Source organism: Flavobacterium calami, assembly GCF_038290035.1.
Classification (GTDB): Bacteria; Bacteroidota; Bacteroidia; order Flavobacteriales; family Flavobacteriaceae; genus Flavobacterium; species Flavobacterium calami.
In genome coordinates this window covers 82,090-105,106 of the sequence record NZ_JBBYHS010000013.1, presented here as the reverse complement: position 1 = coordinate 105,106, position 23,017 = coordinate 82,090, and the positions used below count along the sequence as shown (strand labels likewise).

The 23,017-nt window shown below is 33.7% G+C and carries 15 protein-coding genes; 5 read left to right on the top strand and 10 right to left on the bottom strand.

The window, feature by feature from the left end:
• Positions 1–5: 5 nt before the first annotated feature.
• The gene (locus tag AAEO57_RS13340; protein WP_341693411.1) at positions 6–2,948 is read right to left on the bottom strand and encodes a SusC/RagA family TonB-linked outer membrane protein; all 2,943 of its coding nucleotides are present in this window, start codon (positions 2,946–2,948) and stop codon (positions 6–8) included.
• Positions 2,949–3,488: 540 nt separating this feature from the next.
• Between AAEO57_RS13340 and AAEO57_RS13335 the strand changes: the two genes are divergently transcribed.
• Complete coding sequence (locus AAEO57_RS13335) at positions 3,489–7,562, top strand: hybrid sensor histidine kinase/response regulator transcription factor (RefSeq protein WP_341693409.1); 4,074 nt, start codon at positions 3,489–3,491, stop codon at positions 7,560–7,562.
• 109 nt (positions 7,563–7,671) lie between these two features.
• Here AAEO57_RS13335 and AAEO57_RS13330 read toward each other — a convergent pair whose 3' ends face one another.
• The 3 genes from AAEO57_RS13330 to AAEO57_RS13320 form a co-directional block, all read right to left on the bottom strand.
• Positions 7,672–8,325: a response regulator transcription factor gene (locus AAEO57_RS13330; protein ID WP_341693407.1), complete on the bottom strand. Its 654-nt coding sequence runs from the start codon at positions 8,323–8,325 to the stop codon at positions 7,672–7,674.
• A 3-nt stretch (positions 8,326–8,328) separates the two neighbouring features.
• A complete protein-coding gene (locus AAEO57_RS13325) occupies positions 8,329–9,102 on the bottom strand; it encodes a sensor histidine kinase (protein WP_341693405.1) in 774 nt (257 codons plus the stop codon).
• A 647-nt stretch (positions 9,103–9,749) separates the two neighbouring features.
• Positions 9,750–10,391, bottom strand: coding sequence for a hypothetical protein (locus tag AAEO57_RS13320; RefSeq protein ID WP_341693403.1), 642 nt, complete (start codon positions 10,389–10,391; stop codon positions 9,750–9,752).
• A gap of 316 nt (positions 10,392–10,707) precedes the next feature.
• Between AAEO57_RS13320 and AAEO57_RS13315 the strand changes: the two genes are divergently transcribed.
• The 4 genes from AAEO57_RS13315 (at position 10,708) to AAEO57_RS13300 (ending at position 14,465) form a co-directional block, all read left to right on the top strand.
• On the top strand, positions 10,708–11,118 hold the full coding sequence (locus tag AAEO57_RS13315; protein WP_341693402.1) for a hypothetical protein: 411 nt from the start codon (positions 10,708–10,710) through the stop codon (positions 11,116–11,118).
• A gap of 65 nt (positions 11,119–11,183) precedes the next feature.
• Positions 11,184–12,491 (top strand): hypothetical protein, encoded by a 1,308-nt coding sequence (locus AAEO57_RS13310; protein WP_341693400.1) that lies wholly within the window; start codon positions 11,184–11,186, stop codon positions 12,489–12,491.
• A 132-nt stretch (positions 12,492–12,623) separates the two neighbouring features.
• Complete coding sequence (locus tag AAEO57_RS13305; protein WP_341693397.1) at positions 12,624–13,742, top strand: matrixin family metalloprotease; 1,119 nt, start codon at positions 12,624–12,626, stop codon at positions 13,740–13,742.
• 351 nt (positions 13,743–14,093) lie between these two features.
• A complete protein-coding gene (locus AAEO57_RS13300; protein ID WP_341693395.1) occupies positions 14,094–14,465 on the top strand; it encodes a VOC family protein in 372 nt (123 codons plus the stop codon).
• 211 nt (positions 14,466–14,676) lie between these two features.
• Here the strand turns inward: AAEO57_RS13300 and AAEO57_RS13295 are convergent, their stop codons facing one another.
• The 6 genes from AAEO57_RS13295 to AAEO57_RS13270 all read right to left on the bottom strand — a co-directional run bounded on the left by AAEO57_RS13295 (position 14,677) and on the right by AAEO57_RS13270 (position 23,006).
• Entirely contained in the window at positions 14,677–15,210 is a 534-nt protein-coding gene (locus AAEO57_RS13295; protein ID WP_341693393.1) for a hypothetical protein, read from the bottom strand.
• 53 nt (positions 15,211–15,263) lie between these two features.
• On the bottom strand, positions 15,264–16,727 hold the full coding sequence (locus tag AAEO57_RS13290) for a restriction endonuclease subunit S (RefSeq protein ID WP_341693390.1): 1,464 nt from the start codon (positions 16,725–16,727) through the stop codon (positions 15,264–15,266).
• Complete coding sequence (locus tag AAEO57_RS13285) at positions 16,727–18,187, bottom strand: class I SAM-dependent DNA methyltransferase (RefSeq protein ID WP_341693388.1); 1,461 nt, start codon at positions 18,185–18,187, stop codon at positions 16,727–16,729. The genes AAEO57_RS13290 and AAEO57_RS13285 overlap by 1 nt, the downstream gene beginning before the upstream one ends.
• 20 nt (positions 18,188–18,207) lie before the next feature.
• Positions 18,208–19,200: a virulence RhuM family protein/type II toxin-antitoxin system death-on-curing family toxin gene (locus tag AAEO57_RS13280; RefSeq protein ID WP_341693386.1), complete on the bottom strand. Its 993-nt coding sequence runs from the start codon at positions 19,198–19,200 to the stop codon at positions 18,208–18,210.
• Positions 19,200–22,418 carry a type I restriction-modification system endonuclease gene (gene hsdR / locus AAEO57_RS13275; RefSeq protein ID WP_341693384.1) on the bottom strand — a complete coding sequence of 1,073 codons (3,219 nt, stop codon included), beginning with the start codon at positions 22,416–22,418 and terminating at the stop codon, positions 19,200–19,202. Before hsdR ends, AAEO57_RS13280 begins: the two co-directional genes overlap by 1 nt.
• 183 nt (positions 22,419–22,601) lie before the next feature.
• Complete coding sequence (locus AAEO57_RS13270; RefSeq protein WP_341693382.1) at positions 22,602–23,006, bottom strand: helix-turn-helix domain-containing protein; 405 nt, start codon at positions 23,004–23,006, stop codon at positions 22,602–22,604.
• Positions 23,007–23,017 lie beyond the last annotated feature (11 nt).

The window sequence follows — 23,017 nt, the reverse complement described above, 5'->3', positions numbered from 1 at the left end:
TTTTATTAAAATTTAAGGTTGGCACCAAACAAGAAGGTACGTTGTCTTGGATAAATCGTTTTATCAACACCGTTGTTTGTAATTTCAGGATCTAAACCACTGTATTTGGTAATTACAAAAACGTTCTGAATTCCGGTTGATAGTCTTAAAGACACTTTTTCATTGATGACATTATCAAAAGTATATCCTAATGAAATATTATCCATTTTTAAGAAAGATGCATTTTCTACATAAATGTCTGACATCACAACATTCTCAGTAGTTTGAAAGTTCGTTTCTTTTACCTGAGTAGGAATGTTACTTAAAACTCCCCCACTAAACAAAGAGTTGTACTGTGCTCTTGAAGCATCCATTCCATTAAATATATTATTACCAATACTTGCTCTTAAATTGAAATAAAAATCAAATTTCTTGTAATTCATATTCGATGCAAATCCTAAAGTAAAATCAGGATCGGGATTATTATAGATGTATTTGTCAGCATCATTCTTGATATTATCACCGTTCAAATCAGCAAAAGCACCATCAATTGGTTTTCCTGCAGTATCATACAATTGTTTGTATACATAGAAAGAATATGGACTATACCCTTCTCTGAAAATTTGAGAAGTACTTCCGTTTCCGGTAATATTGTCTCCTAAAAAGATATCTGCATTATTTGCTAATTCATCGATTCTTCTTTCAAATTTAGAGGCGTTAAAATTAACATTCCAGGAGTAGTTTTCAGTTTTAATGGCATTTGCATTCACTGTAAGCTCAACCCCTTTGGTACTAAATCTACCTATGTTCTGATATACCCTGTTAGAAAAATTACTTCCGTCAGGTATCGCAACATTTGCTAATAAATCTTTAGAATCTTTATAGTACATATCTAAACTGGCTGAGATACGGTTTTCTAAGAATCCGAAATCTATACCGGCATTGTAAGTAGTTGTTTCTTCCCATTTCAAACCACTTGTTCGTTTATATGGAAGTGCGATTGTTACCGGATCATTTCCAATATAATATTGAGAGTTTCCTGTACCCGATTCGTATTTTTGAAGGTAACCATTAGCTTCAGGAATATCCTGCTGACCTGTAATACCATAACTCAGTCTTAATTTTAAATCAGATAGTGTTTTGCTGTCTTTAAAGAAATCTTCTTTAAGCTTCCATCCAAAAGCAACTGAAGGGAAATTACCCCAACGATTTTCTTCATCAAATCTGGATGAACCGTCTCTTCTGTAGGATAAAGTCAATAAATATTTATCTCTGAAGTTTAAGTTTGTTCGGGCAAAAAAACCAATTAATACGGTTTCAGTATCTATAGTAGTCTCAGGAAATGTTGACGCCAGATTTGGGTTTAAAATATTACCTGTCTCGAATCTTGAACTTTCAAATCTTTGATAAGAATAACCTCCTGTTAATTCAAAAATTAATGAATCAAAAGTTTTATTATAAACTAAATAGGCATCTAATAGTTTATTTTGTCTTTTTGCATCAGTATATTCATTAGTACCATAAGGGAAGTTCTCAAGTGTTGGACCCGAACCTGCATTTGGGTTAACTAATCTGGTTCTTTCTCCATTCGATTCATCAAAACCTACATTTACCACTGCTCTTACATCCGGGAAAAAGTACAGTTTATAATCTACTTCAAAGTTTCCAAAAAATCGGTTGCTGGTTGCAATGTCTCTTGTATTAAGCAATTGCGAAACCGGGTTTCTGGCTGCATTTGGATTTAAAGGGTAGTTTCCGTTAGAATCAGCTGCACTAAGATATTCAAAAAAGCCATCGTATGGTGCGCCTTCCACTCTTATAGGCTGAGTGGGGTCAAACCCAATAGCAGTTCCTTCTACAGCATCAGTAAACCTGTTTTTTTCGTAAGCATAATTTGCAGACAATTTTACTTTTAAAGTGTTTTCAAGAAACGAAGGATTCATTACCAATCCAACAGTGTTTCTTTTAAACTCATTGGTTATACGTAAACCTTCCTGGTTAGTATTTCCTAAAGTAAGGCTGGTAGGGATAATATTAAATAAACTACCTCTAACTGCTAAACTCTGATCAAAAGAGTTTGTATTTCTGTAAATGGCTTTTTGCCAGTCTGTATTTGCGGTACCTAATTTCCCAACATCCTGAGGTCTTCTGTCTGCAATAAGTTTTCTGAATTCATCAGCACTAAAAACATCTACAGTATTAGTAAGTTTTCCCGCTGAATATTGTGCATTATAATCAACAGATAATGTATTGCTTCCTTTTTTTGTTGTAATGATAATTACACCATTTGAAGCTCGTGAACCGTAAATTGCGGTAGCAGATGCATCTTTTAAAATAGTCATCGACTCAATAGTAGCCGGATTTAAAGATCCTAAAAAGGATGCAGAACCTACATTGGTTGTGTTTTCTACTGGTAATCCGTCTATAACTATCAGAGGGTCATTACTGGCAAAAAGTGAACTTCCTCCACGAATTCTTATTTCGGATAAAGAACCTGGAGCTCCGGAAGAATTAATTGTTAAACCCGCTACCCTACCATTCAGAAGGCTTTCAGGCGTAATGTTGTTCCCTTTATTAAAGTCTTTTGTTGTAAGTGCCACTACAGAACCTGTTGCGTCTTTCTTTTTTACAGAACCGTATCCAACCTGTACCACAACCTCCTGAAGTAAATTAGGATCTTCCTCCAGAGTTACAGTCATGTTTCTTTGGGTTCCAACAGTAATTACCTGAGTTGTGAAACCTGTAAATGAAAAAGTAATTTGAGTTTGTTCTTTCAGGCCGTTAAACACGAATTTACCATCAAAATCCGTAGTCATACTTAAATTACCTTGTGATACTTTTATATTTACTCCTGGTATAGGCTGTCCGGTGCTTTTGTCCAGAACAACCCCTTTTACCGTAATCTGTGCGAGAACACAAAAAGGAAGCAGTAACAATAAAAGTAAAAATTTGTTGTAAATTTTCTTCATACTTTTTTAAAATTTGTTATTTGATTTGGGTTTTGTGAATTAGTGTGCTTTAAACGAAAAACAAAATATAATTATGCAGCCATTTACAGCTTGTTAATTCACGCTGCAAAATTAAGGATACTAAACCCTCTTAAGACAGGGAAAAATTCGTTTATAAAGGGGGGCAATTTCGTAAAAGCATCAATACAACACTTCATATAAAAAACACTCTTTGGTTTTTCGTCCTAAAAAATTGACAAAACAAACAATCCATCATTTTAACAATATATTAATAATCAGGATGGTTCTTATTTTTAATCGATAATTCTTAAACATTTACTTAAAAGAGCCTCAAATTTTAATCTTTTACAAGAAAAAAACATATAAAATACAAGCTGTAAAGAATCTAAAATGCATAACGTATTTTTATCATTGTGTAATAAATCCCTATTTTCGCACAGTAGGCAGATTTCGCCATAATCATTTAAAAAAAATGATCAGCACTTTAAACCTCATTTCTTCTATTTTTCGTTTATGAAAGAACAGCTTTTAAAAAAATCTATGAATAAGCTTAAGTCTTTTCTTCTTCTTATTATTCTTCTTTCTCTACATACATCCGGACAGAACTACCCGATAAGACATCTTGATATTACATCGGGACTTTCCAACAACTCTGTTGCTACTATATATCAGGATCAGAACGGCTATATGTGGTTTGGAACGTTTGACGGACTTAATCGGTATGACGGAAATGATTTTAAGATTTACCGCCATATTCACACGGATCCCTTTTCTATTCAGGGAAATGCCATTAGCTGTATCGAAGGTGATTATCAAAATAATTTGTGGATAGGAACAACTGCCGGCCCCGTGATTTTCGATGCAGAGCGATCTTCTTTTACTCCGTTGCAATATTATGATACCAACAAAAAAGTCAGACCATTAAGCGTTACCGCCTACGAAATAATTGCTGTACATCCTCTGCATATTATTCTGATAGCTACAAAAGGGGCAATCGTACTTTTTAAGGAAGGTGAGAAAATCGGAACAGCAATACCTTTTAACGGAAAATTAAATTATATCGCAAGATCCATATCTTATAACGCCAAAAAACAAATTTTTTATGTTTTTATAACCGGAAAGGGACTTTGCCAGTACGATATTAAATCAAAAAAAATAACACTTCTCAACAATACCATTACAGGCGCAAATTCTATAAAACTAACCCCTTCAGGACTCTGGATCGGATCAGACGAAGGCGCTTACCTGTATAATGACAGGCTGAATACCTATTCCAAAAATTACTTTGAGAAAAAAACAGTTGTACGCGATTTTTTCCAGCAGGAAAACCGGCTCTGGATTGCCACTGACGGAGCGGGTCTTTACACCCTTTCAAAAAATCAGTCTGCTCCTGTTTTATATCGTGCCACCGGTCCTGTTTCATTACTAAACAGTAAATCGCTGTATGATATATTTCAAAGTAAAAACGGCGAAATGTGGTTCGGAACCCTGCGCGGAGGCGTAAGCATGATGGGAGAAAAACCGCTAGATTTTAATCATTTTAAAAGCAAGGACCCTCTGACGAATAAAAAAGACGAAGATCCTGCCGCAAACTTCATACAGTCTTTCTGTGAAGATGAAAATAAAAACATCTGGATTGGTACAGATGGAGCCGGAATGCGCTATTGGAACAGAAAACAAAATACCTACCAGGTTTACTCGACGGCCTCTCCTGCCGGCAGAAAAATACAGAGCGATTTTGTGACCAGCATCGTCAGGGATTCTGACAATGCCATTTGGGTCGCCATGTGGAAAGGCGGAGTTTGTCGTATGGATCCCAAATCAAAAGCAATTCAGAATTTCTCCATTTACAATCAGTTTACTAAAAAAGCAGAACAGGAATCATGGCTGCTGTTTTTAGACTCCAAAAAAACATTGTGGCTGGCTGTTACCAATAACGGAGCACTGTATCAATTTGACAGAAAGCAAAATAAATTTATCTGCTACAGTAACACGCTACGTGATGTAACCTCTCTCTACGAAACTACAGACGGAAAAATCTGGGGCGGAACCTTCAATTCTTTTTTTGAAATAGAACCCAAAACAAAAAAAGTAAAAACCTATCATTCCGATTATACAATTAGATGCATCACAGAAGATCAAAATAAAAATCTATGGATTGGTACTGTAGAAGGCGGATTGCTTTTATACAACCGAAAAACAGGCAGTTTCAAAAAATACACCACGCAAAATGGCCTTTCGAGCAATACCATACTTCGCCTTTTAGAAGACAGGAAGGGAAATTTATGGATGAGCACCTATCACGGCATATCAAGACTCAATCCTAAAAACCACACTTTCAGGAATTTTGGCGTCTCAGACGGACTTCAGGGCAATCAGTTTAGCTGGAATTCAGGCACCAGACTTTCCACCGGAGAATTTGTTTTTGGAGGTATAAACGGATTCAATGTGTTTGATCCTGACAATATAAAAGACAAAAAAAATACAGGCAAATTTTTATTAAATGAGCTATTGGTAAACAATCAGTCTTTAAAACCGGATAGCCCTTACATCACAGAAAAAAAACTCGAAATGATCAGCGAAGCCGAACTTCCTTATGATAAATCGTCTGTGAGTTTTGATTTTGTGTATCTGGATTATGTCAATTCCGAAAAAATCAATACCGCTTATTTCCTCGAAGGATGGGACAAAGACTGGAACTATACCTCAAAAAACAACAGGGCAAATTATTCCAGGCTGACCGAAGGAACTTATACTTTTAAAGTAAAAACCACCGACGTTTTTGGAAACTGGACCAACGAGGTTACGCTCGCAACGGTAAAAATCCTTCCGCCCTGGTACAGATCATGGTGGGCTTATATGTTTTATCTTATTGCTGCTGCCGGTGCAATTTATGCCTATGTAGGATATCATAAATACAAGGAAAGACTTCGATACGAAATAAAACTTACCCGTATGAAGCATAAAAAGGATAAGGAACATGCCGAAAAACAGTTTTCTATGTTTACATACATGGCACACGAATTGCGCACTCCCCTGTCTTTGATTATCAATCCGCTAAAAAGTGCCATTGACAGAAAAAATGCCCCTGAAGATGACCTCGATCTGAACCTCGCCTACAAAAATGCCAAAAGGTTACTGAGTCTCACCGATCAGTTATTGTTGTTCAGAAAAGCAGAAACCGATCTTGATGAACTCAAAATTTCTAAGATTAACTTAAACAGCCTGTGCCGTGAAATCTATGACAGCTTTACACAGATGGCAGCGGTTAAAAATTTAGATTATCAGTTTATTCAGGAAAACACACCCGCTGTAATATATGGCGATTACCAAAAAATAGAGATTACACTGTTTAATTTAATTTCAAATGCTTTCAAATTCACACCCAATAAAGGCACTATAAGCATTCAGATCATCGAGAAAACTGATGATGTTTCTATTATTATATCAGATACCGGCAGCGGAATTCACGAGAATGATATTGATACTATTTTTAAAAAATTCAAACAAATTCAGTCTAAAAACAGCAATGGTTTTGGAATAGGCTTGTATGTTGCCAAATATTTTGTCAATAAACACCATGGCAAAATAACATGTACCAGTCAAGTAGGAAAAGGTACTTCGTTCACAATTGTACTTCCAAAAGGAAAAACTCATTTTGCAGCAACGAGCATCAACGAGTCTCAGCCTCAGATGTCGCCTATTGTAGGGGAACTTTTAGAAGGAATGCCGGCAGATAAACAACAGACACCCAAAAGCAACCATCAGCCATCAAATCCTGAAAGCATACAGGAGGAATTAATCAGTACAAAAAAAGTATTGCTGATTGTGGAAGACAACCCCGAAATGAATCATTATCTGGTAAAGCTTTTCTCCAAAAACTATATTGTGTATTCTGCAGTCAATGGACTCGAAGGACTGAAACTGGTTCAAAAACACATGCCTGATATTGTACTGAGTGATATTGCTATGGAGGGCATGAACGGTTTGGATTTATGCAAAGAAATCAAACAAAATGATGATTCAAGCCATATTCCGGTGATACTTCTCACGGCTACCACCAGCAATGACATACATCTGCAGAGCATTACCGAAGGGGCAGACGATTATGTAACCAAACCTTTTGACAATAATATACTTTTGGCACGTGTAGATGCTGTTCTTAGAAACAGAGGACAATTACGCAAGTATTTCCTGGACAGCATAACACTTCGTGAAAATGCAAATAAGGTTCCCCTGGAATACAAAGAATTTCTGGACAAATGCATCGAAATAGTCGAAGCCAATCTCGAGAACAGCGAATTTAACCTAAAGAGTTTCTCTGCTGCAATGGGCATGAGCCATTCGAGTCTTTACAAAAAGATCAAAGCAATTTCAGGACAAACCGTAAATGGTTTTATCCGGTCTATCAGAATCCGGAGGGCTGCCGTCATTATGCTTACCGAAAACATCAATATCGCTCAGGTGGGCCCTCAGGTGGGCATAGAAGACCAGCGCTATTTCCGCCAGCAGTTTGTAAAATTGTTCGGAATGAAGCCTTCTGAGTACATCAAAAAATACAGAAGTTCGTTTAATAAGGAACTGAATATTATTCAGAAGGGAGATGATGTATAGACTTTCTAATTCTTAAGTCCATAAAGATGCCATAGTATGAATTATAAAACATCCCTGGCACAGAAAATCTTAATATTTAAGATGAGTTGCCGTGAAAAATCTGTCTGTATTACAAAAAAGGCTCTGTTAGCCTGTGTTTAAAAGAAAACAACACAAGTCCTACTTTTGATTTGATATTGAATTTTTCAAATAAAGCAGCCCTGTAAACTTCAATGGATTTAATTGAAAGATTCATAATTTCAGCCATCTGTTCATAGGTCAATTCTCTTTCATCACAAACCAATCTCAAAAAATCGAATTCACGCTGCGTTAAAACAATATCTTCCTTTTTTTCGTTATTACTATCATAATTGCGTACACGTTTAAGAATTTCAGAAACGTTGTTATATCCTATTTTAATAATGTTATCAATAGCAAATTTCAAATCGTGGGCTGTACAATTTTTGTGTAGAAAACCTCTGGCACCATGATGATAAGCAGCATCAATTATTTGCTCGTCAAGATGCTGTGTCAACAATAATACTTTAAACTCTTCCTCCTTTTCTTCAAGTGCCTGCAATACTTCAATGCCGTTCATGTGCGGCATAGAGTAATCCAGAATGTAGATGTCCGGAGACTGGTTTAGGGGTAATGCCTGCAGGAAATCATCACCATTATCAAACTCCTGTATTACTTTGTAATTCCCCATTTTATACAGCAATTCTTTTAAACCTTGTCTTACAATAGAGTGATCATCGATTATGCAAATAGTAGTCTGTTCCATACTTTAGATTTTTTTATTTTCAGAAAGGGTAATTTCAGTTCCGGACCCTATTTGGCTTTCTACAGCTAAAATATAGTCTATGCTGCTGGCTCTGTTAATCATGTTTAGCAGTCCTAAAGACAATTTGCTTTTTTTATCTGCAAAATCAAATCCTTTACCATTATCTCCAATTATCATTTTAAAATCAGGGCTGGTTGTTATCAAAATACTCATTTTAGAAGCTTTGGCATGTTTAAAAACATTATTGATACATTCCTGAAAAATGCGGTAAATGATTATCTTTTCATTATTGTCAAATTTCTTAACCTCGATTTCTTCAAAGGAGTATATAATGTCAATTTTGGTATTTTTTTGCAATCGCTTTATTTCTGCAGCTATAGCTTTTATCACATCTTGCTGCAATAGCAATTGGCCATTTAAGGCATGACTGATACTTCTTATTGATTGTGATAGATTAGTAACGGATTGTGACAATGGTTCTAATGTTTTTTGCAGCTCAGGAGAATCCAGTTTAATGTTTTCTATCTGAAAATTAATGTAGGTCAATTGCTGTCCGGCATCATCATGAAGATCCTGAGAAATATTATTGAGTACCTGCTCCTGTGTTTCAATTACTGTTTGAGTAATTCCTTTTTGAAAATCGAGGTCTTTCTGATGCAGAAGTTCTGTGTATTTTTTTATCTTATTAAAATAAAGACGAATCAGGATAACACAAAAAAACAGTATTAAACCAATAAAGATAAAGGCTATTATTATTCCTATTACGACTTGATTCATTTGTAATTATTTTTTTCTCTGTAGATGTAAATATTAATTAAGGTATAATAGGCGATACACACTATATTAACAATGAAGACATATAATGTAACCTGACCAAATAAAATTATTTTTGTAACCCCCAAGGGTTTGAATCCCAGTAATAATCCCATACCAAAAAAGAAATACACCGGTGCAAACAAAAGCAGATAATTATTAGATAAAAAATACATTAAATTCTCTTCTTTTAACTGCTTATAACTTTCATAAATAAAAAGTGAGACATATAACAGAGCGCCAAAAACAAAGGTGTAATAATTATATTCGTCTGTTATTTCTATAACCATAAAATTGATAACAGAAAAAAGAATAAAAATGGACAGCATAATATTTGATATTTTTTTTCTGTTTAAGGTTTCTTTAAAAGCCAGCATCCAACAAATATCATGAAAAATAATACTGATATTAAATGGTATTCGAATGGGTCTGTTATTATATACTAAAATAGAATTTATTAATTCCGTAAAAAAAACGACAAAAAGAATATACAGCAGATAGCGGTGCATTTTAATTTTCCTTCGTAAATTCCATAAAGCAAAAAGCAGCGTTATTAAAACGCATGCTTTTATCGGATTTATAATGTCTAATATATTCAAATTGGGTGTCGTTTATAATGGTATATTAATACTATTTATGAGATCCTTTTTTAATGGATCTGTTGAATAGTCAAAATATGATGCATTGGCCGATTGTATATTATTAGGGTCAATAACCTGAATGACAATAACAGGGTCTTCAGATTTATCAATTATGGCAAAACTGAAATGAAATTCGACATTATTATCATCCTTAACATAGTTTTTAGCCAGACTTCTTATTAACGCTGTAGAAAAACAATAAGCCCCCTTTCTATAGTCTGTTACCATGCTCAGTCCCAAGACTTGTTCTTTTTTAGTATCAACAATCAATCTGAGATACTTATTGTATCCGTAATCTTTAATGGTATCTTTTAGATGTACCCAGCTTATAGAATAATTTCCTTTCTGATTAGTAACTTTACCTTTTACTTGATGAATTTCTAAAACAGCTTCTTCTAGTTTTTCTTTACAGACACTGTCACCTTTCTCTTTCAGCCATGCTATTTGCTCATCTAAAGTAGTTTTGGTATAATAATCCGCTAAAGTTATACATTCAGGATTTAGCGTTGTTTTCTGTTCCACACTACTATTTGCCTCTTGGCTTTCTTCTTTTTCTTTTTTACATGCTGCAATGGTTAAAACAGCCATTAAAATTAGGGTACATTTTTTCATGATTAAGTTATTTAAGGTGTTAATAATTTATACTTCAAATTTTACAATTACCCAATTTCATCTACTTGGGTAAAACCCTATTTTATTAGATTTTAACCCTATTAATCAACATATCGGCTAAAATAGCGATTTTCCTCCAAATAAATCACATCCGGCTAAAATCCAAATTATTAGGCATAAAACTATGTATATTTTAGGTGTTTACCTAAGCAGCGAAATTACAGGCTGAAGTAGTTTTGGAATGCATATTAGAAGAATGTTTACCAGGCAGCCAAAAAGGGTATTATAGAGTAGGCAGAATTAAATATTAAAAATTATGGCCAGAGAAATTAAATCAGTAAATCAGCAATTGCAAATGCAGGATGCTGCCCCAAATGATTTTAAAGACCGGTTAATAAAACTGATTCCCGCAGAAATTATAGCTGCTTACATCACCATATCAGGTTTAATAATAGGTTTTTCAGAGGGTGATCCAAATGCGGACAAGTCTAATTTATTATGGATTATTATCCTTGTTTTAATGATTTTTACTCCTGTTTATTTAGTGAAAGTCTCAGGGGTTTCGAAAAAAGGACAGATCCTTTTTTCTACAATTGGTTTTTTAGTTTGGGCTTTTGCGACAGCTTCACCGTATACAAAAGAGATACTTGGTTTTTCTTTTCAATTAATTACTTCCGTGATATTGATTCTATATACCTTATTAATACCACTTTTCTATAAAGGATAATAGACAATATCACATAATTTGTTTTCTAATATATATATTAACACAAACTTTTAAAATCACAAACTATGAAAAATTTATTTACATTTTTTTTAATGTTTTCTTTTAGTCTTGTAATATTCGGGCAAAATAATCCGCCCGAATATATGAAAAAAGCAATTGCTGAATATTATGAAGATATTGGCGGAAAAAAAAAGAATAATAGTATCAATCCTATTTTTACAGATACTACAATGATCCCCGAATTTATTATCATGGCAGATGGGATATCAAATTTCATAACTAGCCGTACAAGGCAGCAAGATGATAAAAATAATAAAATACTATTAACACCATCTGCATTAAATCATTTTTTCGCCTCAGAAATATCAAGTTATGTGACGTCTTCAAAAGATCTTACTTTTCAAAAAGCTTATGCAGTGTTAAGTACTTCTGATAAAACATTGTTTTTAGGAGGCACATTTGATACCCGCAAAGAAGAAACAGATGCTGTCAGTTTTTTAATTACTACGGGGATCAAAGGCAAAGTTGATGATGATTTTACATCAATTTATAAAAACGGAAAATTACAAAATGATTTAGGAATTAACATAAAGTTTCATTGTATAGGCAATGGCAGTATTTACTATGAAGAAGAACAAGAAAAAAAAATAAGTACTTTCCGTGAAAATATTATTGAAAAACTGATTAAAGAAACTGTTTATGATAATGCTCCGGATGACAAAAACGCTAAGGAAAAAGAAACAGATTTTTACAAAAAAATAGCCAAGGAAGAAGTAGATTATATACGAAAATTTCGATTGTACAACCTAAGTACAGATCATTGGTTTTCGTTTGAATCATATATACCTGTTTCACCGCGTCAGTATGAAATAATAAATGATATATCAACAACTGAAAGCAAAAAAGAAGATTTTTATCCATGGTATATTACTGCCGGCGCTACAAAATATTGGAAATGGAGCGGTGGACAGTCATGTTACATCAGTGGATTTGGGAACATTAAAAACAATAATAATATAGAAACGGAAGCACTTACGAAATACACTCTTCCTGTATATAGTTCAGAGAATAGTGCTCTTATTGAAGAAAATAAAACGGTTTATGGAGGTAATTTTCAACAATTCATAACCCCTTCTATAAGTGCTGAATTTGTTAGTTTTTTTGTCCTGGATGGTACATTTGGTCTGAGTTCCGGAGCAGATAAAACTTTTGGAAAATACGATACCTTAAACTGGAAACTTGGAATACCATTTAGTTTAAAAGACAAAGAAGGAAAACCATCTGTCAATTTTGAAGTTGCATGGAAAGAAGTTGATAAACAACATTTTGTTGGGGTTAATGTCGGATTTACTTTTGGCAAATTCATACAGTAATATAGTAACAAGTTAAAATTCATAGAAAAATAATATTTATCAATTGCACTTATTTGATAATTAATTTTTGTTTTGATTTATCTCAGTAATTTTTATAGGAATGTGACAACTAAATTAATAAGTAAAATAAAAATGGAAACAAATAAAAAAACTATAACAGAATCAGCTTTTGATTTAAATACATCAACATTTTTGCCAGCTGAAGAATATCGACATATTTACAACAATAAAGTAATTTGTGTTACTGATTCGAAGGGGCATTCTCAGCCTGAAAATACAGATCCGTTTAAAATTAAAGTAGGCACAGGCGGATTTATTCCTCTTTGGGATATCGGCGTAAGTTTGAACTGGCGCTTCAGTAAATCTTTTGACAGCTATTTTAAAAATCCAGAAGCCGCAAAAAATGGTGTAAGAGAACTTTTTGTACAAGCAATAAAAGGCTGGAAAGATGCATGTCCTGTAAAATTTCATGAAGTTAAAGATGGCTGGGATTTTGAAGTAGACATGCATATGGAAGATTGTGATAAGTCAGGCTGTGTATTAGCATCAGCATTCTTTCCGAATGCAGGTCAAAACATATTGTACCTATATCCTACCATGTTCAATCAATCCTATCAAGAACAAGTAGAAACTATCCAGCATGAAATGGGACATATTTTTGGATTAAGACATTTTTTCGCTAACATTAGTGAAACAGGATTGAAAAGCGAACTTTTTGGAAGAGATAATTCTTTTTCAATTATGAATTATGGTGATGAAAGTAAGTTAGGAGACAGTGATATTGAAGATTTAAAAAAATTGTATCAATTAGTATGGAGTAATAAATTAACGGAAATTAACGGAACACCTATAAAGAAATTCGTTTCATATCACATGAGCAAAAGCGGAATAACAGGCACTTTGCAACTTAACGACTTAAATCTTGTACAAATAAATACTGAACAATCCTCAGATGGATCTGTAAACCATTTAAGAGCAGATAATTATTATGTAGATCAGTTTTCATGCGTAATGCATGGGTATAGTTATTATAGACTCACAAATATGCACGGGACCAGTGTAATTACGGGATGCGTCACAAAAAGCTGGCTCTATGAGGGAAGAGAGGTTTTTGAATATGTACCTTTTACTTTATCACCAGGAGCATGGAAAATATTTGGATGCTTTTTTGTAACACCCAGCCAGCCTATAACCTTTAAAATTTGTTCCTTTTATGGCAATGTACAGAAGTGTACATGTTCTGGTAAATAGGCTAAACGGAGAAGCACTTTTTAATTCTTTAAAGTTAAAGTAGTATTAAATTAAAAGATTATGGGACAAATAGATTTAAATTCAGCAACTGAATATCAAACAGCCATATAAACTACAGATCTGCTTAAGATTGAAAACATTCCATTAGGTGCTCGTCTGTGACGAGTACCTATTTATATTTTTAAACCAAATAAAGCGTTTGCAACACCGCCACACAAGAACAAGCACTTATTCGAAAACCCGTTTTGTATTTAATGATAGACTAATCCAAAAATAGAACTTAATTTAGTCCCAAACTACAAACAGCAGCAGAACGGTGGTGTAAAAAACAAAATTCAAAAAAAGTACAAAATGGAAATACGTTTATTGGTTTTAAGAACAGGCGACACAAAAAAACTATCCGATTTTTACAGCCTGTTCGGATTGACTTTTGAGTACCACCAACACGGAAATTCGCCATTTCATTATGCTGCGGCTATCGGAAAAACAGTTTTAGAAATTTATCCTTTAACAAAGAGCCAGACCGAAGCAGACAAAAACCTAAGATTAGGCTTCGGTATTGACAATTTCGAGGCCACAATTCAAAAATTAACCGCCTTAGAAATCGTATTTGCATTCCCTCCTACACAAACAGAGTTTGGGTTTATGGCTGTAATTGAAGATTTTGAGGGTAGGAAAATTGAGTTGTATAAAAATATTGAATTGAAACAGGAAACAATCTAAAATAATCATTACAACTCACAATCGTCTGGTACTGCTATGCGACGAGTCCCTACTTACATTTTTGAACTAAATAAAGCTTTTTCGCGGTCTTTTAGAAGGTAACTTTTACTAAACCTCTTTACAAACGCTACATTTATAGTTCATTTTTAAGAAGGACTCGTTGCAACCGAGTACTAGTTTAGACACTATAACCTATTTTCTTTTAATTCTTTTATAAATTCACTTCCTCAAAATCATACATCTCAGACATATAATCCATCAAAGTGTCATTTTCAGTGGTCGTACATATACTGGTTAGTGGCATTATCATTGAATCCTCAAAATAACAATTGATACCATCGTTCCAAATTGTCAAGTAATCCATTGCTATAAAATCTGTAATGGCTTCTGGATATTTCTCGGCAAACGTTTTTGCGTCATGTAAAATCCAAAATTTGTTTTTGTTTTCTTCAAATGCTAATGGAATTATATATATTGATTCCGTTTCCATTTCATCTTTAATTTGATTATAAAAATCAACTTTACATTGATACAATTTACCATGATTTAGTTTAAAAAATGGTGTTTTTAGATTACATAAGCTTTCGAATTCCTCATTTGTTTCTGCCCCATAATCGTCGTCATATTGGTTTAGTAGATTCCCATTTTCATCCCATTCGGAATCACAGTCCGGACATTCGTAATAAACTCCGTTATGATACGCATTTTCATTGTCACAAAAGTGACAGGTACAATTTAAATCCATAATCTTTTATATTTTATGTTCCTTGAGCCAACATAATCAAAATATCTTGCCTTTTAGGATAGTTTTACTTTTTCTTTAAAACTCTTTAATTTTTCAAGTTTTACATTTTTAGTTACTTTAGTTGCATTTTTCAACTCCTGTATTTCCTTCAACAACTCCCTCGCATCACCATCACTATCCAATTGTTCTGTCAATTCACCTTTAAAAGCTTTATGCAAAATAGCTTGTGGCAATGTATCTATTTTTTGTTTTAAGGTTTCGTATTGTTTTTCAATGGCATCGGCTTTTGCAAATAAACTTTCTACACGGGAAACAATTTCTTGTTGTTCTTCCAATGGTGGTACTGGAAATGCTACATCAAACAAAATCCCAAGATTAATATTTTTCTGAGCAGTGGCTGGAGCGTAATGTTCTAAATCTTGTTGAATAGTATTGAAATAAAACATTGCGAATTTTGAGGAATAAGAATTTTCAAAAGGCAAATAACCGACCACGCTATCAGGAAAACACGCATCAAAATCTAAAATTCCTGTCTCTGCAATATTTGCAGCAATTGTAATGCATAATGTCCCTTTAGGAAACAATCGGCTTTGAGCTAATCCAAACTCACTGTATGTGTTTTTGTAGTTAGTAATTAGTCCATTTGATCTTGATATTTCTCCAGTTTGAATAAAGGGAAAATCTCCTCCAAATAATTTCTCATCATTTCTTGGTCTATGTTTTGATTTACCTCTTGTGAGTTCACCAAAATTTTGTAAAAGCCCAAAAGTCCATGATTCATCCACTTTATAAGGATGGTCAAGCATTTTATATTCTAATCCTGGTAATTTTCGAAATGTTTTTTCTTTTCTTAATTTAATTACTCTTTTAAGAAAATCTTCGCCACTTTCTAAATCTTTCCCTTTCCTCCATTCCTCAGTCAACTTCCCAGTAACCGCCTGCGTCAAAACCTGCTGTCTAAAATTTTTAAGCAAAACAGGAATTTTCTCCATACTGGTTTTTATCGTTTCCAGTTGAGCAAAAAGTGTATCTAACTTGGCTACGATGCGGTTTTGTTCTGTAAGTGGTGGGAGAGGGATTAACGTATCTTTTAGTATTGCTTGGTTGATGTTTTTTTGTGCAACACCTTTTCCGTATTCCGAAATTGAATTTGATAAATCAATAAGAGAATAAGTTAAATATTTATCATCAATAAATTTTGATGGTGTTATTCCTGCAATGGCTTGGTTAGTTGCGGCATCAATGTTTAAAATTCCTATTTTTCCTAAAGTTGCAAATATTGTGAATAATATTGTTCCTTTTGGAAAAATCCTTGCAGATGAGTTTTTTAAACCTTCTTCAGTAATAAATTCAGTAGTTTCATCAACATATATTTCTTTAATATCTGAAATTTTCACCCAAGGAATATTTCCATTCCAATAATCTTTGTTACTCCGTGAAGGTGTTCCACCACTTTGAACTTGAGCTAAATTACCCAAACAAGTTTCTACCCAGTTTTTCGGCATTTGCTTATCCATTATTTCAATTCTTTAATCATCGCATTCAATTGCTCGGTAATACTTTGCAATTCCAAAAGAGCTTCTTTAGCAATATCAATAGGTTCGCCTAGATCGTCTGAGTTTGTTAAAGAGCTATCAGCAATTAAACCCAAGTCTAAACTGAAATTCTTTTTCTCAATTTCGGCACGGGAAATACTCTGCCATCTTTCGTCTTTTATGGTTTTTCTTTTTTCATCAGAAACCAAACCATCATAGTCTTTTTCAACTTTATCAAATGGTATTCCGCCTGTGTAAGCTAAAACAAAATCTTCAAAAGCTTTTTCGGTAAAAGGAGTTCGTTTTCCGTAGCTTGGTGCATTGGTGCGCATATCATAAAACCAAACGTTTTGGGTATTGTTGGTTTCTGTTTTTTCTCTGGTAAAAAACAGTACGTTAGTTTTTACACCAGCTGCATAAAAAATGCCGGTTGGTAATCTTAAAATGGTATGCAGGTTGCATTTGTCCATTAAGTCACGACGAATTTTTTGTCCGTCACCATCTTCAAATAAAACGTTGTCAGGTAAAACTACTGCAGCTCGGGCTTTTCCATCTTTTTTTAAACTACGATAGATATGCTGTAAAAAGTTAAGTTGTTTATTACTTGTCGGGAATGTAAAATCATCACGTGTTGGTCGATCACCACCTATTTTTGTACCAAACGGAGGATTGGCCAGCACACCGTCAAAATCTTTCAGGCTTTTGCCAAATTCGGTTAAAGTATCATTTAGATAAATAGTACTTTCCATTCCGTGTAAACGGGCATTCATCAACGCCAGTCTGTGTGCATCAGGAACTAATTCTACACCGGAAAAAGCCTGAGTGGTTTGAAAATGCCTGTCTTTTTCAGATAAATGAAAATAACTGTCTGTTTTGCTTCTTAAATAATGATCGGCAGAAATCATGAATCCAAAAGTTCCGGCAGCAGGATCAGTCCAGCGTTCACCAACTTTTGGTGCCATCAAATCGACCATGATATTAATCAATGGCCGAGGAGTAAAGTATTGACCAGCGCCGCTTTTCTTTTCGCCGGCATTTTTTTCTAAAAGGCTTTCGTAAATGTCTCCCATAACATCACGATCGTCTTCCTCATACCAGTCGAGTTTATCGATTGCTGTGATAAGGGAACGAAAGTTTACAGGTTTACGTAAACTGGTAGAGGCGTTGCTGTATATTTCTTTGATACTGTTACTTTCGGTTTTGGTACTTACAGTTGCTAAGAATTCACGATATTTATTAAAACTAACCAAAGGATCATGTTCGTTTACAAAATATTGCCATTGGTATTCATTCGGAATTTTGTCATCAAAACCTTTTACTTCACTTAATTTTAGAAAAAGAATATAGGTCAGTTCGTTCAGGTATTCGTGATAGGTAACACCATCATCGCGTAATACATTACAAAGATTCCAGAGTTTATTGGCTATTTCTTGTGCGCTCATTTTATGTTTAATTCTAAATATTAATTTTTGTTGTTGATCAGATTGACTACCAGTTTGACCATAATATCTTTTTCTTCTGATTTGCTTTCGGCTATCATGATAGTAATTGCTACCAGGGCGTTGTCACCAATTCTTTTGTTTCCTGAATCGTTTAAGAGTATATTGTTTATATCTAAAAAGTAAACAAACAGACCGGCTGCGATTCTTTTATTTCCATCCGAAAAAGAATGATTTTTAACAATGAAGTAAAGCAAATTGGCGGCTTTTTCTTCAATGGTCGGGTACAAATCTACGCTATCAAAAGTTTGATAAATAGTTTCGAGTGAACTTTTAAAGGACTGATCTTTCTCGTTTCCAAATAAATCCCCGGCATTCTGATAGTTACGCCAGATATTAATTTGTTCAATAGCATAATCGTAATGGAGTTTCTGAACTTCTTTTTGTTCAGATATACCTTCATCAATGGTTAAATTTTGATGATCGTACTTATCTAAGGTTTCGAGTGCATAAGCATATTGCTCAATTACGCCCAAAATTCCTTTGGCTTCTGTTGAAGTTAAGTTTTCTATATTGCCGGCGTTCGCAGCGAGTTTGATGACTTTTTGTAAATCGGTATATTTATAGTTAAGTTCTTTTAATCGTGTTTCGTTTAACGCATAGCCGTTTACTAAATAGTCTTTTAATCGTTGGGTCGCCCATTTGCGAAATTGAGTTCCCCTAATAGAATTAACCCTATATCCTACTGAAATTATAGCATCAAGATTGTAATGAAGAACCTCTCTTTTTACTTCTCTATTTCCTTCTTTTTTAACTTGTGCAAATTTTGCACAAGTTGCATCTTCATCAAGTTCTCCGGTTGTATATATGTTTTTAATATGTTTTAGAATAGAAGTTCTATCTGTTGCAAATAAATCAGCTAACTGATATTGATTTAGCCAAACAGTCTCATTATCAAATTTAACCTGTAACTGAACTTGATTTTCTTCGTTATTGTATAAAATAATATCACTCATTAAGCTGTGTATAAATTTTCATTAAGTGTCGCCAGAATATTTTCTAAGTCATTTTCGAAAATTTTATTCAATCTGGTAAATCCGCCTTCTTGTTTAAAAGGACTGGAATCTAAATCTGCTTTTGTCAGTACTGTTTCTACTAATAATTGATTTTCAAAACGATCCAGCCATTTCAACTGAATCGTATTCCATGAACGGCTCTTTTTTATTTTGTTAACGGCATTCCTAATACGTTCCTCGTGACTTACTAAATCAGTATCTAAAGCTAATGTTCTGATGAAAGAGATAATATCGGCTGCCAGATCCTGATTTTTGGCATTTTTCCAGGCTGTAGAAAGTGTGATTTCATTATAGCCTTTTTGATCTAACAGTAGTTTGAGTTCTTTTAGTGATTTACGATCCAATTCTGACGGCTTTGTGCAAATGGTTTTTAAAGCTACTATCTGATTGCGGTTTTCTTCGATAAATTTTTTAAATCCGTCAATATAATCTTCCGGCTTTTCTGCTTTTCCATAACCGCGTTCTATTCCAATAACTTCATCCAGATGGTCAGAGACTAGCTGCATCTTTGGCTGGTATATTTTTTTGTCCAGAAAATCCCAGAGGCTGGTATAATTAACCAATATTTTTTTGATGTCTCCATTTTCAATTTGCAAAAGATTTTCAATAAATTCTTCAGGAGTTTCACCTTTAGCCAAATACATGAATTGTTCGATCTGACCTTCGTTTATCTGTTTCTTTTTGCGCTGCAATTTGGCAACGATTTGTTCCAGTTGCTTTTTGGCACGTTCCGGTGTGTCAATATATTCTAACTCTTCGATAAGCTGTTGAAAAGAAACAGAAGGATTAGAAACCGTTTTCATCTGAGTATAATCTTCTAAAGCTTCATACACACGAACAGCATCATAAATTTTAAAATACTGCTTGTCAATTTCTTTGCACAATCTTGTGGCTCTTCCGAGCATTTGTTCAAAAAGGATACGGGAACGCACTCTTCGTATAAATACTAAATTGCAAATTTGCGGAACATCTATTCCAGTAGTCAATAAATCTACAGTTACTACGATGTTGGGAAACTTTTCATTTTTAAAACGTTTGGTTAAGTTTTCTACATCATAAACACTCCCCGTAAGTTTTTGTATAGAATCTTGTGGAACTTCAACCCCAATTGCTTCGAATTCTTCAAATAATAATTGTACAATCAAATTAGCGTGACTTTCACGAACAGCAAAAATCAATGTTTTTTCATCACTCTCCGGATCCAGATTTTTTACGAGTTCTTTAATGACAGCACGATTGAAAGATTCTGTAATTACCAGTTTATTGAATTGTTCAATTTCGATATGCAGTTCATCTTCTAATGCTGCCAGTTCTTCGATTTCGTTGGTTTCAGCATTTAAAATTTTAGGTTTTTCGCCCTTTTCCCATAATATTCCTTCTTCACTCAGTCTGGTTTTTATGATAAAAGGCGGTTCATGATCCGTTAAAAACCCGTCAATAACAGCTTCACGATACGAATAATTGTGTACAGGTTTACCAAAAATTTCAGTTGTATGAAGAGCAGGAGTTGCAGTTAATCCAACAATATAAGCATTGAAATATTCAATAACTCGTTTATATTGTCCAACATAATCATTTTCGTCTTTAAAAGTTAAATCTTCTTCATTAATTTCTTTATCTAAATTATAACCTCTGTGTGCCTCGTCAATAATAATACAGTCATAAGTATCAACTGGTAAAATATTATTTTCTGAATAGAATAATCTTTTTACCATACTTTGTACAGTAGCAAAATGAAGCCGCGTGTCAGATTCCGGAATGACATTCTTCATTTCTTCCATTTTATAAATGTTAGCAAATGTATTGATGTCTTCTACCTTATTATCTTTGAAACTTCCTAAAGCCTGGCTGGCCAATAATCTTCGATCCGTTAAAAACAATATGCGTTTAAAACGATCTGATTTAATCATTCTGTAAACAAAACCTATAATTGTTCTTGTTTTTCCAGTTCCTGTTGCCATAACCAAAAGAGAACGTTTCTCATCGGGATTATTGATGATTTTGTCCTCAACAGCTTTTATTGCATCAATTTGATAGTAACGTAATGCTAAACCATTAGGATCTTGTAAATAATCATAACCATTTTGTTCTAATCTAACATTTGCTTCATCAACATCTCTGTTGAATAATTCAACTATTCCTTCGGGAGAAATCCAGCCTTTTAATGCATTCGCTCTGTTACGTTCTTTTCGGACATCCAAAAACCAAATACCACTTCTGGTTTTTATCTGCTCCAAATAAGTACGCCCATTTGTAGAAAATAAAAATGGAACTTTAAAAGAATTCCATTGTCCTAATGTTTTGAAATTTGGTGAAATTTCTATGCATTCAGCATAAATTTTAGATTGATGTAAATCGGTCGAAATATCTGTGGCGTATTTCTTAGCTTCTACAATTCCATACAATTCTGTTCCAACAAAGAGTGCATAATCAGCCCATTTGCCATTGCAAGGCCATTCTGCAATCGCTTTATTTTTGCCTTTTTCAGGAAGTGTTTTATTGTTTTTATAATTAATAGTAAAAGAATCACATTCCCAGCCTGCATTTGAAAGCTGTTTGTCAATTAATAACAATCTGGTTTCTGCTTCGTCAAGATTGATCTTGCCCGCATTTTGATTAGATTTTGCTTTTCGGGTTGAAATTACAGCAGGAGAATCATTTAACGATGCAATTTTGTTTTGATAATCTATGACTTCTTTTGAAAGTTTGCTTAATTCGTTGTTTAATGTTTCAACAGTTATCGCATGGTCATTTTCAGGAAGGATATAATTTTCTCTTTCTAAAAAAGTATTTTCATAAGTTTCATAAAACCATCGGGCTAACTGATAACATTTTTTCAGAACAAATAAAGCTTCCCTTTCAGAACTATTTCCATCATGAGTTGCTCTGTTTCCAGATTTTCTAATAGAATGAAATATATCTTTTACAACTTCTGGTATAGAATTACTATAAAATAATTGGTTTATACGTTCTGCCTGATTACCATCAAAAGCGCTTAAATTTTCAAATTGCCAGATTAAAACCGCCATTTTTTCTGAAAATAAACGTGATTTGGCTAATGACGAACTTGGATCCATGTAATATAGCTTTTCTGCTAATTCACTAATTGTGAAAAGCTCTGGATAGTTATTCCGTAGAAATGAAAATTTTGATTCCATTATTGTAAAAAGATTGGTTTTATTTCTTACAAACGTATAAGTATACAAACATAATGAAATGATTTGGAATGTAATTGTGTAAAACTACCACGGTTAAAAACTTTAAATGCAGTTATGAAATTAGTCCGAAAAAGAAAAAAGAGACCCGAAAGTCTCTTGTGAAATTATATCCTTTTATAAATATTATTTCGAAATTAATTTTTCAAGCCTTGCCATCATCTCATCTTTCTCCTTCAACATCCTTTCATACAAAGCAATTTTTTCTTCGTGAAGCTTTAAAATTTCTTGCAATGGATTAACATTATAAGTACCACCAGAATTACCGATGAATGCTTCATCATGAAAAGTATTAGAAATAATATTTATCGCCTGCTCCTCATCAAAATTCTGAAAAGCTTCCACAGGAATTTTTAATACTGCTGAGATTTGTTTCAACAGACTATCCTCAATTACATCTTTCTGCTCCAGCATAGAAATTTTCTTTTGATTCCAGTCTTCTCCCAGATCATAAGCCAATGCCTCCTGCTTGATGTTAAGCATTTCTCTGAAACGCTTTACGTTTCTTCCCTGATGTATTTTTTGTTCCATATCGAGTACAA